Here is a 15,318-nt window from a genome sequence, read left to right as displayed (position 1 = left end):
TGATTCCGATGTTGGTTTTTGAGGGAACTGTAGCATGGCAACCATACGCCAGGGCAGTGCACCGATAGTCGCGGTCAGGGTGTAACAGTGCGTGTAGGCGCCTGACGAACGGCCAGTTCGGGGGTGTAAAAACCGGTTCGCTGGTGCTGTCGCCGTTGCGTTCTCCTGCTATAGTGCTGCCATCCGCTGCCCACTGTCGGCGAACACGTTCGCTTTATTCTCACCTCGAAAAACAAGATAAAGGAAGCAATGGCGTCTCCTAAGGAATCTCGACGTTGGCAGCTTTGGGCCGTTGCCCTGATAGTGCCTATTTTTACTGCGGCATGGTTGAATCATCCGTCCTACGCAATGGCCGATTTTGCAACCTATGAACTGACGGCTAGCGCTGAAACCCGCCAGTTGGACGATGTCCCCCTGTTTGAACAGCAGTTCGCCTCGTCAGATCTGGACGAATTCGTACATTCGCCGTCGGTCACCGCGTTGCCGAATGGCGACTTGCTTACCGTCTGGTTCGCCGGTTCACGCGAAGGCGCAGCAGACGTAGATATCCGCGGGGCCCGATACGATGCGATGCGCGGCCAATGGGGCGCTGAGTCGGTATTGGTTGACCGTGAGACCACACGCCGCAGCGTCGGCAAGCCCATCCGCAAGCTGGGTAATCCTGTCGTAGCCTTGGCACCGGATGAGCGCCTCTGGTTGTTCTATGTATCTGTTTCGGTCGGTGGCTGGGCGGGTAGCGCAATCAATGTGATGGTGTCCGAAGATTTCGGTGAAAGCTGGTCCAGGCCCCGCCAGTTGGTGACTTCGCCTTTCGTCAATATCAGTACGCTGGTGCGCACCTCTCCAGTGTTTCATGCCGACGGCTCGATTGGCTTGCCGGTATATCATGAGTTTCTTGGCAAATTTCCCGAATATCTCTATCTGGACTCGCAAGGGCGCATCAAGGACAAGTTCCGTATAGCCGATGGCGACAATTCGCTGCAGCCCACCATAGTGCCAATTGACGGGAAGCGGGCGGTTGCATTGCTGCGCCAGGCCGGCGAAAACCCTCACGTGCTTGCGACCATCACCAACGACGCCGGACAAACCTGGCTGCCCGAATGGCCGGTTACGCCGTGGAACCCCAACGCGTCGCTGGCGGCTGTCAAATCACACAGGGGTAGTCTGCTGGTTGCGCAAAACAACCTGGTTGATGGGCGGTTCCGGCTGACTCTGGACGAGGCAGACGCGGATCTGGTGACCTGGTCAATGGTCGCCGAGATTGACGCTTCGCCGGATCGAGAGGGGGATGCGATCCCTCGCCACCTCTACGAACCGCTGCTGGCGACGACGTTTCTCAGTTCCAGCGGGAGCGCCCGCCGGAAGCTGGTCGATGAGTACCTGAAGAAACTGGACCGTCGAACCTGCAAGGACAACCTGTGTGACTTCCAATATGAATACCCGTCCCTGATTCGCGCATCTGATGGTCGGTATCATCTCGTCTATGTCTGGAACAACAGTTTCATCAAGCACGTCGCTTTCAACGCTGCATGGGTAGAGGCGCAACTATGATTTTGCTGAGTGTGCAAACCTACCTCACGTTCTCGCTTACGCTGTTTCTGTTGTTACCGCTTGGCGAGCTGAGTCGTAACCGGCGCCTTGGTGTGCTGGCCGGTTTGACCGTGCTCGGCATGCTGCCGCTGATTGGCGGCATGTCCCTGTCAGGATATCTGCGGGGCCTCACGGATGACCTCGCGTGCACCAGTATGGTCTGGCTGGCTGCCGGTGCGCTGATGCGGTTGGGTTTCATCAATGCCTGGTCGCGGCCGCAGATTACCCAGTTATGGATCTGTTTTGCTGTTGGCGGGGCACTGCTGTTTCCGGCTGCGATGGGCGTTGGCATGATCGATACCTACGGTTGGGGCTTCAATCCACGGCCCTTGCTCATCGCTGTCGCGGTAGTGGCTCTTCTGATGGTGTTGTTACGCAATGCGGCTGGCGCGTTTCTGCTGATCGCTGCGACCGGCGCTTTCGTACTCGATGTGAAACCCTCGGATAATTATTGGGATTATCTGCTGGATCCGTTCATCTTCCTGTACTCGATAGGCGCTCTGGTTGTTACCGGCGTCTCCTGGATAGCATCGCGGAAAGTGCGCATTCGCCGCTCGGTAACGGCGATGGAAGGAAGCCTCGGAGAATCCGGCCAGGCGGGGCGCAGCAACGCATAGCCTGAGCCAGGCGGATGTGATAGGGTGCGCATCAATTATGTCCGGATGTTGCTGTAGCAGGCGGGATTTACCTGTCTGACGAATATCCATTCACTTGTCGCACAGGTCTTTGCAATGCGCTGCTTTACCGGCGTTACGCCACCATAGTATCCCCTCCGGCTCCAGGCGCTCTTGTCGCCTGGCTCTGCCTGTGCGTCATTATTCGACGTATGGACAGCTGTAGTTTTTAAAAACGGTAGCGCCTGACCGGCCTGCCGCTCCCCGCATTTTTACTTTTATTCATCGTAGCGAGCTGAAGGCCATGCCCGCTCTGGATAGGATCATCATGTCTCAGTCGATGTCTCTGGCTTTTCGGAATAACTTCATGGGCCAGGCTCCTGCCTGGTACAAGCGAACCATCGTCGCCTTTCTGGTACTGAATCCGTTGGTACTGTGGGTCGCCGGACCCTATATAACCGGTTGGCTATTGGTCGTTGAGTTCATCTTTACCCTGGCGATGGCGCTGAAATGCTATCCGCTGCTACCGGGCGGACTGCTTGCCCTGGAAGCGCTGGTCATAGGAATGACTACGCCGGACGCTCTGTACGCCGAAATGCAGGCGAACTTTCCGGTCATCCTGCTGCTGATGTTCATGGTGGCGGGTATTTATTTCATGAAGGATCTGCTGCTTCTGGTGTTTACCCGGATCCTGTTGGGCGTGCGCTCGAAATCCAGTCTGGCGCTGGTCTTTTCGCTCACCGCAGCGGTCATGTCAGCCTTTCTCGATGCCTTGACGGTCACCGCAGTGGTCATCAGCGTTGCGGTAGGTTTCTACTCGGTCTATCACCGCGTCGCGTCCGCGCCGGAAAAGGCCCGGGCCGAGAACGTCGATGTGCAGGTTGAGGATGAACCTCTCGAACTGCACCGCAATGACCTCGAGACCTTCCGCGCTTTTCTTCGCAGCCTGCTGATGCACGGTGCTATCGGTACAGCACTGGGTGGCGTCTGTACGCTGGTAGGCGAGCCGCAGAATCTGTTGATAGCCGGCGTGGTGGGATGGGATTTCATCGAATTCTTTCTGCGTATGGCCCCCGTCAGCATGCCGGTATTGGCGGCAGGATTGTTGACCTGTCTGCTGCTGGAGAAAACCAGCTCGTTCGGATATGGCGCAAAATTGCCGCGTAACGTCCGGCGTGTGCTGGAAGAGTTTGCCGCTAGTGAGCGGCTTAAGCGCACCAGCGCGCAAAAGGCGCAATTGATTGTGCAGGCAGTCGCGGCAGTGCTTTTGGTGATAGGTCTGGCTTTTCACCTGGCAGAGGTCGGGTTGATCGGTCTGATGGCTATTATCCTGATGGCAACGTTCAACGGGGTAACCGACGAGCACCAGATCGGCAAGGCGTTCCAGGAAGCACTGCCTTTCACCTCTTTGTTGGTGGTGTTCTTTGCCATTGTGGCGGTGATCCATCAGCAGCATCTGTTCAGCCCGATTATCGCAGCGGTACTGGCGATGCCTGAATCGGCCCAGCCAGGCATGTTCTTTCTGGCCAATGGGGTGCTGTCGATGATCAGCGATAACGTTTTTGTTGCCACTGTATACATCAGCGAGATCAAGCAGGCACTGGATGCCGGCTCGATCAGCCGCGAGCATTTCGAGCTGCTGGCGATCGCCATCAATACCGGAACCAACCTGCCCAGCGTCGCGACGCCGAATGGTCAGGCGGCGTTCCTGTTCCTGCTGACCTCAGCGATTGCGCCGCTGGTCCGGCTCTCCTATGGCCGCATGGTAGTGATGGCGTTCCCCTATACCCTGATGCTGGGAGGCGTCGGGTATTTTGCTGTGGTGAACTGGCTTTGACGCTTGCAGCATTACTAGAAAGGAACAGTGATTGAGTATGACTATGATCGAAAGGGTTCAACAGGAGTGGTTTTCCAACGTTCGCGGCGACCTGCTTAGCGGTCTTGTCGTGGCGTTGGCGCTGATTCCCGAGGCCATCGCATTCTCGATTATTGCCGGCGTAGACCCGCGAGTTGGCCTCTACGCCTCGTTCTGCATCGCGGTGGTGGTCGCTTTTACCGGGGGTCGGCCGGGCATGATTTCTGCGGCTACCGGTGCCATGGCGCTGTTAATGGTGACTCTGGTCAGGGAGCACGGTCTGGAGTACTTGCTTGCCGCGACAATCCTCTGTGGTGTGCTGCAGATCGCAGCAGGCTTTCTCAAACTTGGATCGCTGATGCGCTTCGTGTCCCGTTCGGTGGTGACCGGTTTCGTTAACGCACTGGCGATTCTGATATTCATGGCGCAGTTACCCGAGCTGACCAACGTCACCTGGCATGTCTACGCCATGACGGCGGGCGGTCTGGCGATCATCTATCTGTTCCCCTATATTCCTAAGCTTGGCAAGGTCATTCCGTCGCCGTTGGTATGCATTCTGGTGCTTACCGCCCTGGCTATGGCGGTGGGGCTGGATATCCGTACGGTAAGTGATATGGGTGAGTTGCCGGATACGTTACCGGTGTTCCTCTGGCCGGAGGTGCCACTTAACCTTGAAACCCTGATGATCATCTTTCCTTACTCGGCAGGCCTCGCGGTGGTTGGTTTGCTGGAATCCATGATGACCGCGACTATCGTGGATGACCTGACCGATACCTCCAGTGACAAGAACCGGGAATGCAAAGGGCAGGGTATTGCGAACATTGGTTCCGGGCTGTTGGGCGGCATGGCGGGTTGCGCGATGATCGGGCAATCGGTCATCAACGTGAAATCCGGCGGCCGCACCCGTCTCTCATGTCTGGTTGCCGGGGTAGGGCTCCTGTTGCTCGTGGTGTTCCTAAGTGACTGGGTCGGCCAGATTCCCATGGCAGCGCTGGTAGCCGTGATGATCATGGTGTCCATAGGTACCTTCAGTTGGGATTCGATACGCAATCTGAAGAAGCATCCGCTGTCCACCAATATCGTGATGGTCTCGACAGTGGCGGTCGTCGTTGCCACGCATAACCTGGCTTATGGGGTACTGGTGGGCGTGCTGCTGGCAGCCCTGTTTTTTGCCAACAAAATCGGCCATTTCCTCTATGTGAATAGCGAGCAGGACGCCAGTGGCCGCGAGCGCACCTACAGGGTAGTGGGTCAGGTGTTTTTCAGTTCGAGCGACAAGTTCGTTGATTCGTTTGATTTCAAGGAAGCCGTTGATAAGGTGATCATTGATTTGTCCCGTTCGCATTTCTGGGACATTACAGCTGTTGCGGCGTTGGACAAGGTAGTGATCAAGTTGCGCCGGGAAGGCGCCGAGGTTGAAGTCCGCGGGCTTAACGAGGCCAGCGCAACCATCGTCGACCGGTTCGGTGTTCAGGACAAGCCGGAAGCGGTAGACCGGCTGATGGATCACTAGGGTCTGTTCCCGTTTCATCGCGGCCGCGACGGAGGCCCGTTTGGTGCAGAACAAGGCGCGAGGAACGAAATTTGGTTGTTCCAAATGAGCGACGAGTAACGCAGTGCCGCGCTAAACGGGCCCCGTCCCTACGGGTTACGCGTCAAATGACGCCATGCGGCGTTGCGGGACTTGGCAAGGGAACAACCATTACCTGCGTCCCGCGCCTTGCGGATCGCCGCCCGGCCTGGCGCCATTTGACACAGCAACGCGGCTCGCGATGAAACGGGAACAGATCCTAAGCAGGAGACAAAACAATGATTAAACTCGATGTGCTCGCCTGTATTGATGGCTCCCGTTCAGCCGGCGCAGTCTGTGATTACGCTGCCTGGGCCAGTCTGCAACTGGCAGCGCCGCTGACTCTGATGCACGTGCTGGATCATACCTATGCGCCGCAGGTGACTGATCTGTCGGGTAATATCGGGTTGGGCAGTCGCGAACATCTGTTGAATGAGCTCGCGGAACTCGATGCCCGACGCGGAAAGCTGATGCGTGAGCAGGGCCAGTTCCTACTCGAGGCGGCCGCTGAGCGGGCCCGCGCAGCCGGTGTCGTCGAGCTACAGAGCCGTCAGCGGCATGGCAGTCTGACCGACACATTGCTGGAGCTGGAATCGGAGATCCGCCTGCTGGTTGTCGGCCGTCAGGGCGAAGCGGGCGATTCGCTGGGAAGCCACGTGGGCAGCCATCTCGAGAGTGTTGTCCGCACCATGCACCGCCCCATTCTGGTTACAACCGGCGACTTTCATCGGCCAACCAGCGTCATGTTGGCCTTCGATAACAGTGCGACGACCCGCAAGGGTGTAGATATGCTGGCCGAAAGCCCCTTGTTCAAAGGAATGCCTATTCACCTGGTGATGGTTGGTCCCGACACCAGTGACCACCGGGAACCGATGAACGCGGCCAGGCAGCGTCTCGAGCGCGCCGGTTTTACAGTGCATAGCGTTATTCGTGCGGGGGACGTCGAGCAGGTTCTGCTGGGCTATCAGACGCAGCATGGCATCGACATGCTGGTGATGGGGGCTTATGGACACTCGCGGATCCGTCAGTTTTTTGTAGGCAGTACCACCACGCATCTGCTGCGCAAGGCTACCGGCCCGGTGTTATTGCTGCGCTAGGTTAAGCGATAGCAGGGGGCAAGGCCGCTTACAGCTTCAGCCGCGCCCCGGAGACCTCTACCGCGATGCGGGCAAGGCTGTCCCAGGGAGAGCCAGCCTGTTGTCCCTTGATCTGCTCATCGGCTTGCTGGGCGATGCTGAGCCAGCTTTCCCAGGCGGGGGCAGGGTGCCGCTGCAAGGCGCGGCTTAACAGGGGTTTACGCTTGTCCCAAACGGGCGGGCGCTGGCTGGCGAAGATCCTCTCCAGGGGCAGTCCGCGCGCCAGATCCTGCGCCATGTTGGTCAGGCTACGCAGTTCCCGTGCAATCGCCCACAACACAACAGGCGCTTCAACACCTTCCCCGCGCAGGCCGTGCAACACGCGCAACGCCTGTTGCGGCTCGCCCTTGAGCATTGCATCCGCCAGATTGAATACATCGAAACGGGCGCTGTCAGCTACCGCTTCCTGTACGGTCTGCACATCCAGTACGCCGCCATTACAGAACAGTTTCAGCTTTTCTATTTCCTGGGACGCAGCCAGAAGGTTGCCTTCGACCCGAGCGGATAACAGCTCCAGTGCTTCTGGGCTTGCCTGGATGCCGGCGCTGGCTAGACGGTCGCGCATCCAGCCCGGTAGTTGTTGGGCTTCAATCGGCCAGATTTGCACAAACCGGGAGGCGGAATGTTCAATGAGGGTTTTGGCCCACTTGCTGCGCTGGGTGCTGCCGTCAAGTTTTGGCAAGCTGACCAGCAGCGTGGTGTCAGGGGGAGGAGAGTCCAGCCAGGCAATCAGCGCTTTGCCGCCTTCGTCGCCGGGTTTACCGCCGGGAATGCGTAGCTCGATCAATCGCTGTTGCGCGAACAACGACATGCTGTGGCTGGCGTCATGCAACTGACCCCAATCGAAAGTGCGATCGACGTGAAATACCAGGCGCTCTTCCGAGCCGGCCCGACGGCAAGCATGGCGGATCTGGTCAGCGGCTTCGCCAGTGAGCAGCGGATCATCGCCGCTCACCACGAATACTGGCGCTAACTCATCCTTGAGTTGCTTGCTCAGCTGAGTAGCGTTGAGTTTCATCAGCCGCTCAGGGAGCCAGCTGATCCAGCGCCCGCTCCCGCGCAGCCAGGTCGCGTTCGGTCAGGCTGGACAGCCGGAACAGTACCTGGCGCGTCATGTCGCGGCGCATCTCCTCGCGTAGCAGGTCTTCTTCCTCCGCGGTGCCGACGATGTTGTCACGGTCGTTGACGTAGACGCGGCGGGCGGTCAGCGTCTCGGGCCCGATCAGCGGGCGGCCTTCCGAATCGTTGATCTGAAAGGTCAGGTGCTGGCGGATCTCGTATTCAGCGGCCGATATACGGCTGGTATAGCTGAGCGCGACGCGTTCATGGCGATCGCTGATCAGTCGCAGGTGGTAGTCCGCCGCATCGGTAATGCGTACCCCATCTGACTGCAGTGCAGCGAGCAGCTGGCGATAGGTCGGGCTGTGTTCATCGGGCGCGCTGAACCTGAGTTCATCCAGCGTGACGCTATCGACGCCGGTACCGCGCAGGTGAAAACCACAGCCGCTAAGCAGCACGCCGGCCGCCAGCATGGCGCAAGTCAGCAGGTGACGGGGACGTTTCAGCAGCATGTTGGCTCTCCGTTGCATCTCAGTTGGCGACAATATTGACGAGTTTACCCGGCACCACAATGACCTTGCGGATGTTCAATCCCTCGGTGAAGCGCAGCACATTTTCATTCTGACGTGCGGCCGCTTCAACCACTTCACGGCTTGCGTCTGCGGCAACTTCAAGATGGCCACGCAGTTTGCCGTTGACCTGAATTACCAGCTGCAGCGTGTCCTGAACCAGAGCCGACTCGTCGAGCTTCGGCCAGGGCGCGTTGATAACCGGGTCACTATGGCCCAACGCTTGCCACAGTCCATGGCTGATGTGCGGAGTGATCGGGGCCAGCAACAGAGCCACGGTTTCCAGCCCTTCCTGCAACAGGGCGCGGTCCTGTCCGGATGCCTGTGGCGCTTTTTCCAGCACGTTCATCAGGGTCATCACCGCAGCGATAGCTGTGTTGAATTTGTGATTCTGCCCGATATCCTGGCTCGCCTGTTTGATGGCAAGATGAATCGCGCGGCGTACACCTTTCTGCTCGTCGGTGAGACTGTTGGTGTCCAGCGCTGCCGGGCGATCGCCCTGAGTGTGCTGACTGGCCAGACGCCAGACGCGGCGCAAAAAGCGATGTGCGCCTTCCACGCCGGTATCCGACCATTCCAGGCTCATGTCCGGTGGGGAGGCGAACATCATGAACAGGCGGCAGGTATCGGCGCCGTATTGCTCGATCATCGACTGCGGGTCGACGCCGTTGTTCTTGGATTTCGACATCTTTTCGACGCCGCCGATTTCCACCGGCTGGCCGTCGCGGATCAGACGCGCGGCGATGATCTTGCCCTTGGCGTCACGCTCAACTGTGACATCGGCCGGGTTAAACCAGGTCTTGCCGCCGTTGTCTTCGAGGCGGTAATAGGTTTCGGCGATCACCATGCCCTGGGTTAGCAGATTCTTGAAAGGCTCGTTTGAATCGACCAGGCCTTCGTCACGCATCAGTTTGTGAAAGAACCGCGCATACAGCAGATGAAGGATGGCGTGTTCGATGCCGCCGATGTACTGATCGACCGGCAACCAGTGGTTGGCAGCCTTCGGATCCACCAGACCCTGCTCGTAATGTGGCGAGGCATAACGCGCAAAGTACCAGGAGCTCTCGACGAAGGTGTCCATGGTGTCGGTTTCACGACGGGCCTGGTTACCGCAGGTGGGGCATTTGCATTGATAGAATTCCGGCATGCGCGCCAGCGGCGATCCTGCGCCATCGGGCACGACATCTTCGGGCAATACTACCGGGAGCTGGTCCTCGGGTACCGGAACATCACCACAGGTATCACAATGGATGATCGGGATCGGACAACCCCAATAGCGCTGCCGGCTGATGCCCCAGTCACGCAGGCGGAACTGGGTGCGCGGCGCGCCTAGTTGTTTCTGTTCCAGCACGTCGCCGATAGCGGTCAGCGCGCTATCAAAATCCATATCGTTGAATTCGTCAGAATTGATCAGCGTGCCTTTCTCGGCGTAAGCGTCCTGCCAGGGCGTAGGTGTTTCATCACCGGCGGAGGTACGCACGACGGGCTTGATCGGCAGGCCGTATTCGAGAGCAAAGGCAAAATCGCGCTCATCGTGGGCGGGGACGGCCATTACCGCGCCTTCGCCATAGGTCATCAGCACGTAGTTGGCGACCCATACCGGGAGTTTTTCATCGGTTACCGGATGCCGGACGAAAAGCCCGGTGGGCATCCCTTTCTTTTCCTGGGTGGCGATGTCGGCTTCGGCGACGCCGCCCCGTTTGCATTCATCAATGAACGTTTGCAGCTGGGGGTTGTTGGCGCCTGCCTGGGTAGCGAGGGGATGCTCCGCCGCCACCGCTACATAGGTTGCGCCCATCAATGTGTCGGGACGGGTGGTGAAGACCTTGAGTCGGCCATCCTCACCGATGCTATCAATGTCGTAGGGAAACTGTACTTCCATGCCGACGGATTTGCCGATCCAGTTGCGCTGCATGGTCTTGACCTGTTCAGGCCAGCCCGGCAGATCGTCCAGGGAACTGAGCAGTTCTTCCGCGTAATCGGTGATGCGGAAGTAGTACATCGGGATCTCGCGCTTCTCTATTACCGCGCCACTGCGCCAGCCTTTGCCGTCGATCACCTGTTCATTGGCCAGGACGGTCTGATCAACCGGATCCCAGTTGACCGTGCCGTTCTTGCGATAGATCACTCCTTTCTTGAACAGTCGTGTGAACAGCCATTGCTCCCAGCGGTAGTATTGCGGTGTGCAAGTGGCGAATTCACGCGACCAGTCCACTGCCAGCCCCAGGCTTTGCAGCTGGGTACGCATGTAGTCAATGTTGGAATAGGTCCAGCTCGCCGGCGCCACCTTGTTGTTCATGGCGGCGTTTTCTGCCGGCATGCCGAAAGCGTCCCAGCCCATCGGTTGCAGCACGTTCTTGCCCTGCATGCGCTGATAACGCGCGATCACATCACCGATGGTGTAGTTGCGTACGTGCCCCATGTGCAGCTTGCCGCTGGGGTAGGGAAACATAGACAGACAATAGAATGTCTCCTGGCCAGGCGTTTCGCTGACCTGGAAGGCATTGGTCTGATTCCATTCGGCCTGGGCGGCTGCTTCGATTTCACGGGGAGAATACTGTTCTTGCATGGCGTGGGCTGGTCGACTCGTCAATGTCACAAAAGTAGTGGGGCAGGATACACCACCGGCCGTGCCACAGGTAGTCATTGCCATTCGTCGCCGCGTCTATTGCCTGCTCCTGCTGCGTCTATGCTCTGTTAGAGAGCGTATGACGTTACTCGCACAGGAAATCAGTCAACAGTTGAGGAGGTATTTGATGAAGACACCGGAACCGGAGCCGCTCTCTTGCTGGAACCGGGATTCCTCCTACGGACGTCTATTGAGAAGGCTGGATCAGGCAATGGATATGGCACGGACCCGGCAATGGCTGGATGGTCAGCCGCCCGGTCTCACCGAACTGGAACTCAGTGGTTTGAGCAAGGAAGACGTAAGGCTGCTATGGCGAATCCTCGATACGCTCGAAACGGGCCAGCAGCCATTACCCAACTATCTAGAGAAGCAAACCCTAGACCGCTCGACGTCTGAGCAGGCACAGCAACAACCCACCCACCATTAACAATCCCAGGGGCCAGCTCTTCCAGCGCAAGAAGGGAGTCTGCCCCTCCCTGGGTTGCACCTCACCCTTCAGCGCGAGGGCCGCAAACTGCGGAATCCGCGCGCGCAATTCTCCCTTGTGATCGATCAGTGCTGTTACGCCGTTATTGGTGCCCCGGACCATCCAGCGGCCGCTCTCGATCGAACGCATACGCGCCATCTGCAGGTGCTGTAGCGGCCCGATAGACCGGCCGAACCAGCTGTCATTGCTGATCGAGATCAACAACTGGCTCTGTGCGGCAAGGCGAGCGGCAAAGTCCGGATACACCGCTTCATAACAGATAAAGGGTGCTAGCTCATGGCCCATGGCGCTTAACGGGGCCTGCTCTGCCGGCCCGCGGGAAAAGCTCGACATAGGCAGGTCGAAAAAAGCAATCACACCGCGCAGCCACTGCTCCAACGGCACATATTCACCGAAGGGCACCAGTTTGTGCTTCAGATACTGGTTGCTCTCGTCACCAGCAACGGAAATGCCATTATAGATACGCATGTCGTCACCCTGGCCCTGGTCCACGGGGATACCGGTGATCAGCGTTGTGCCGCGCTCGGCCAGATTGCGCGCCATGCCCTCCACGAAGGGCTGCGCCTGGCTTTGCAGCACGGGAACAGCGGTTTCTGGCCAGACGATCAGATCCACCGGGCCCTGCGCATAACTCATGTCGCGATAGGTGGCGAGGGTGTGATCGATGTGGGCAGGGTCCCATTTACGGGATTGGGCGATGTCCGCCTGGATCAGCGCAACGGATAAGGGTTTACCCACCGGAGCGGTCCACTCCACGGTGTTCAGCAGCAATCCACCGAGCCATATCGCAACCAGGCTGATGCCGCCCAGTACCGCCTGGCGCGGCCTGATCCACAGCCTGGCTTCACTGAGCAGGCAGGCGCTCAGTACGCTCAGCAAGCCAACCAGCCAGACCCCGCCGACAGGTGCCCAGCCTGCCAGCCATGTGTCGGTATGCGCATAGCCGTGATACAGCCAGGGAAAACCGGTGAGGAACCAGCCGCGGAACATCTCGGTGGCGACCCACAGCAACGAAAAGCCGAAGCACGCCAGCCATATTCCAGTCGTTGGGCGCAGCCAGCGTGACCAAAGCCAGGCCATGAGCGCCGGGATCAATGCCAGCCCGCAAACGAACAGGGCGGTGAGCAGGCCTGCCAAAGCGGGCGGCGCATAGCCGTGCACGTGAATGCTGACGTAGACCCAGGATACGCCGGTGGCGAATAGTCCCACACCCCAGGCCCAGCCCCGCAGCACCGCCTGCCCACCCTTGACCTGTTTCAGGCCCTGGTACAGAAGGGCTACCGAAACAAGCCCCAGGGGCCAGAGGTTGAAGGGGTTGAGCGAAAGCGTGCTCAGCGCCCCGGCAACCAGCGCCAGGACATGGCCGGGCCAGCCGGGACTGCGCAGCCAATCGATGCTTCGAGAAATCAATGGATTACACGCCTCAGGCAGGGACGACGGTTACCCGCAGCAAATGGACGCGACGGCTATCGGCATTCAGAACCCGCACCCGGAAACCGTCCAGCTCGACCACTTCGTTGCGTTTGGGCAAATGACCGAACGCATTCATGACCAGCCCGCCGACCGTATCGAATTCTTCATCGGGGAATTCGGTATCGAAGTGTTCGTTGAACTCGTCGATGGGCGTCAGACCCTTGATCAGGAAGTCCCCGCTGGGCAGCGGCTTGATGAAGCTGTCATCGTCAACATCATGCTCGTCCTCGATGTCCCCGACGATCTGCTCGAGTACGTCTTCGATCGTCACCAGTCCGGATACACCGCCGTATTCATCGATCACAATGGCCATGTGATTGCGGTTGGAGCGGAACTCCTTGAGCAGGACGTTGAGCCGCTTGGACTCCGGCACGCAGGTGGCGGGACGCAGGATGTCCTTGATGTTGTAGCGGTCGGTATCCGCTTCCAGCACCAGCGGCAGCAGGTCCTTGGCCAGCAGGATACCCAGTACATCATCAATGGTTTCGCCGATGACGGGGTAGCGGGAGTGAGCAGCTTCGATCACCGCAGGCAGGAATTCCCGCGGATTCTGGGTGGCCTTGATGGTTGTCATCTGCGAGCGGGGGATCATGATGTCCCGCACCTGCATGTCTGACACCTGCAGAGCGCCTTCAATAATCGACAGGGCCTCAATGTCCAGGACCTCGTTGGAGTGCGCACCGCGCAATAATTCCAGCAATTCCTGGCGATTCTGGGGTTCATGGACAAAAGCCTGGGCTATTTTATCCAGCCAGGACTTGTGTCCGTTGGTCGATCGGTCTTCGCTCATGGGTCCTTACTCGTCGGTGGAAAGATAGGGGTCGGAAATGCCCAGTTCCGCCAGTAACTGGCATTCCAGGTTTTCCATTTCCTCTGCTTCGGCGTCTTCCATATGGTCGTAGCCAAGCAAGTGCAGGCAGCCATGGATAACCATGTGTGCCCAATGGGCCTCGGCGGTCTTGTGCTGTTCGGCTGCTTCGCGCAGCACCACAGGAACGCAGATCACCAGATCGCCCAGTAGAGGAATATTCAGTTCGGGGGGTAAATCAGACGGGAAGGACAGAACGTTGGTGGCGTAGTCCTTTCCGCGGTATTCATGATTCAGTTCACGGCTCTCGTCGGTGTCAACCAGACGGATGGTGAGTTCATGGCCGGGTTTGCCTCGCAGGGCTAGCCCGGCCCAGCGTCTGAGGCTTTCATCGTCAGGTTGACCGCTGGCCTCAGTCGCGCGCTGAATGTCGACTTCAATCGCGTCATTGGTCATGACTGCGGTCCCTGCGCTCCTGCTTCAGCTTCTCCCGCAGTGTCTCCTGCTCGCTGTCGAAGCGGTCATAGGCCTCGACAATGCGTTGCACCAGCGGGTGCCGCACTACATCCTTGGATTTGAAATGGGTAAAGCCGATGCCCTTGACGTCTTTGAGCACTTCTACCACGTGTGACAGGCCGGATTTGGTGCCGCGTGGCAGGTCGACCTGGGTCACATCGCCGGTGATGACAGCGGTGGAGCCGAACCCGATGCGGGTCAGGAACATCTTCATCTGTTCAAGTGTGGTGTTCTGGCTCTCGTCCAGAATGATGAAGCTGTTGTTCAGCGTACGACCGCGCATATAGGCAAGGGGCGCAACTTCGATCACCTGACGCTCAATCAGTTTGGCGACCTGCTCAAACCCGAGCATTTCGTAAAGCGCGTCGTATAGCGGCCGCAAATAGGGATCGATCTTCTGCGACAAATCCCCGGGTAGAAAACCGAGCTTTTCACCGGCTTCAACCGCAGGACGAACCAGCAATATGCGCCCGATCTGTTCGCGCTCCAGCGCATCAACCGCGCAGGCCACTGCCAGATAGGTCTTGCCGGTGCCCGCGGGACCAATCCCGAAGTTGATATCGTGCTCCTGAATCGAACGCACGTAACTCTGCTGATTCGGGCCGCGCGGCTGAATGGTCATGCGCTTGGTACGCAGCACCACCGGCTTGTGCGTATCGGTCTGCAGGGCCGCGCTCAGATTCTCCAGGCCGGATTCCTGCAGGAACAGATGAACGGTATCGGGCGTGAGTTCTGCGTCGCGCGTTTCGCGGTAGAGCTGACGCAGGACGGCTTCGGCAGAGCGCGTGATTTCCGGGTCGCCAATCAGTTCGAACTGACTGCCCCGGTTGCGCACTTCGATGCCCAATCGTTGTTCGATCAGGCGGAGATGTTCATCGAACTGGCCGCAAAGACTGGCAAAACGGCGAGAATCAACGGGTTCGATAGCGAAACGATGGATCTCGGAGGAAACGTTCAAGTTGGTCTGTTGTACCCCTTGGATTCAGGAAAACACAGCATAGCGCGCAATGCG

At 58.5% G+C, this 15,318-nt stretch carries 13 protein-coding genes; 6 read left to right on the top strand and 7 right to left on the bottom strand.

What is annotated here, in order from left to right; all coding sequences use genetic code 11:
* Nucleotides 1-249 precede the first annotated feature (249 nt).
* From HG264_RS08425 to HG264_RS08405, 5 genes are all read left to right on the top strand, one after another.
* Nucleotides 250-1,551 carry an exo-alpha-sialidase gene (locus tag HG264_RS08425; protein WP_169407244.1) on the top strand — a complete coding sequence of 434 codons (1,302 nt, stop codon included), beginning with the start codon at nucleotides 250-252 and terminating at the stop codon, nucleotides 1,549-1,551.
* Nucleotides 1,548-2,207, top strand: coding sequence for a hypothetical protein (locus HG264_RS08420; protein WP_169407243.1), 660 nt, complete (start codon nucleotides 1,548-1,550; stop codon nucleotides 2,205-2,207). Before HG264_RS08425 ends, HG264_RS08420 begins: the two co-directional genes overlap by 4 nt.
* Nucleotides 2,208-2,532: 325 nt before the next feature.
* On the top strand, nucleotides 2,533-4,041 hold the full coding sequence (nhaB, locus tag HG264_RS08415) for a sodium/proton antiporter NhaB (RefSeq protein ID WP_169407242.1): 1,509 nt from the start codon (nucleotides 2,533-2,535) through the stop codon (nucleotides 4,039-4,041).
* A 43-nt stretch (nucleotides 4,042-4,084) separates the two neighbouring features.
* Nucleotides 4,085-5,572: a SulP family inorganic anion transporter gene (locus HG264_RS08410; protein ID WP_169409064.1), complete on the top strand. Its 1,488-nt coding sequence runs from the start codon at nucleotides 4,085-4,087 to the stop codon at nucleotides 5,570-5,572.
* A 296-nt stretch (nucleotides 5,573-5,868) separates the two neighbouring features.
* Entirely contained in the window at nucleotides 5,869-6,726 is an 858-nt protein-coding gene (locus HG264_RS08405) for a universal stress protein (protein WP_169407241.1), read from the top strand.
* Nucleotides 6,727-6,754: 28 nt separating this feature from the next.
* Here HG264_RS08405 and holA read toward each other — a convergent pair whose 3' ends face one another.
* Genes holA through leuS form a run of 3 tightly spaced genes read right to left on the bottom strand, consistent with a single transcriptional unit; the run spans nucleotide 6,755 to nucleotide 10,962 of the window.
* The gene (holA, locus tag HG264_RS08400; protein WP_169407240.1) at nucleotides 6,755-7,783 is read right to left on the bottom strand and encodes a DNA polymerase III subunit delta; all 1,029 of its coding nucleotides are present in this window, start codon (nucleotides 7,781-7,783) and stop codon (nucleotides 6,755-6,757) included.
* A 7-nt stretch (nucleotides 7,784-7,790) separates the two neighbouring features.
* Nucleotides 7,791-8,336 carry an LPS assembly lipoprotein LptE gene (lptE, locus tag HG264_RS08395; RefSeq protein ID WP_169407239.1) on the bottom strand — a complete coding sequence of 182 codons (546 nt, stop codon included), beginning with the start codon at nucleotides 8,334-8,336 and terminating at the stop codon, nucleotides 7,791-7,793.
* 19 nt (nucleotides 8,337-8,355) lie between these two features.
* Nucleotides 8,356-10,962 (bottom strand): leucine--tRNA ligase, encoded by a 2,607-nt coding sequence (leuS, locus tag HG264_RS08390; RefSeq protein ID WP_169407238.1) that lies wholly within the window; start codon nucleotides 10,960-10,962, stop codon nucleotides 8,356-8,358.
* Nucleotides 10,963-11,149: 187 nt separating this feature from the next.
* On the opposite strand from leuS, the gene HG264_RS08385 reads away from it, so the two are divergent.
* Complete coding sequence (locus HG264_RS08385; RefSeq protein ID WP_169407237.1) at nucleotides 11,150-11,449, top strand: hypothetical protein; 300 nt, start codon at nucleotides 11,150-11,152, stop codon at nucleotides 11,447-11,449.
* Here HG264_RS08385 and lnt read toward each other — a convergent pair.
* From lnt to HG264_RS08365, 4 genes are read right to left on the bottom strand one after another with little or no spacing between them, the layout of a single operon-like run.
* Complete coding sequence (gene lnt / locus HG264_RS08380) at nucleotides 11,399-12,904, bottom strand: apolipoprotein N-acyltransferase (protein ID WP_169409063.1); 1,506 nt, start codon at nucleotides 12,902-12,904, stop codon at nucleotides 11,399-11,401. The genes HG264_RS08385 and lnt overlap by 51 nt on opposite strands.
* 28 nt (nucleotides 12,905-12,932) lie before the next feature.
* Nucleotides 12,933-13,772: an HlyC/CorC family transporter gene (locus HG264_RS08375; RefSeq protein WP_169407236.1), complete on the bottom strand. Its 840-nt coding sequence runs from the start codon at nucleotides 13,770-13,772 to the stop codon at nucleotides 12,933-12,935.
* A 6-nt stretch (nucleotides 13,773-13,778) separates the two neighbouring features.
* Entirely contained in the window at nucleotides 13,779-14,246 is a 468-nt protein-coding gene (ybeY, locus tag HG264_RS08370; protein ID WP_169407235.1) for an rRNA maturation RNase YbeY, read from the bottom strand.
* On the bottom strand, nucleotides 14,236-15,264 hold the full coding sequence (locus HG264_RS08365) for a PhoH family protein (RefSeq protein WP_169407234.1): 1,029 nt from the start codon (nucleotides 15,262-15,264) through the stop codon (nucleotides 14,236-14,238). The genes ybeY and HG264_RS08365 overlap by 11 nt, the downstream gene beginning before the upstream one ends.
* Between the last annotated feature and the right edge of the window lie 54 nt (nucleotides 15,265-15,318).

The sequence above is a fragment of the Pseudomonas sp. gcc21 genome (assembly GCF_012844345.1).
Lineage (GTDB): Bacteria > Pseudomonadota > Gammaproteobacteria > Pseudomonadales > Pseudomonadaceae > Halopseudomonas.
Note: the sequence above shows the minus strand (reverse complement) of the source record. Positions and strands in the feature narration are given on the sequence as shown.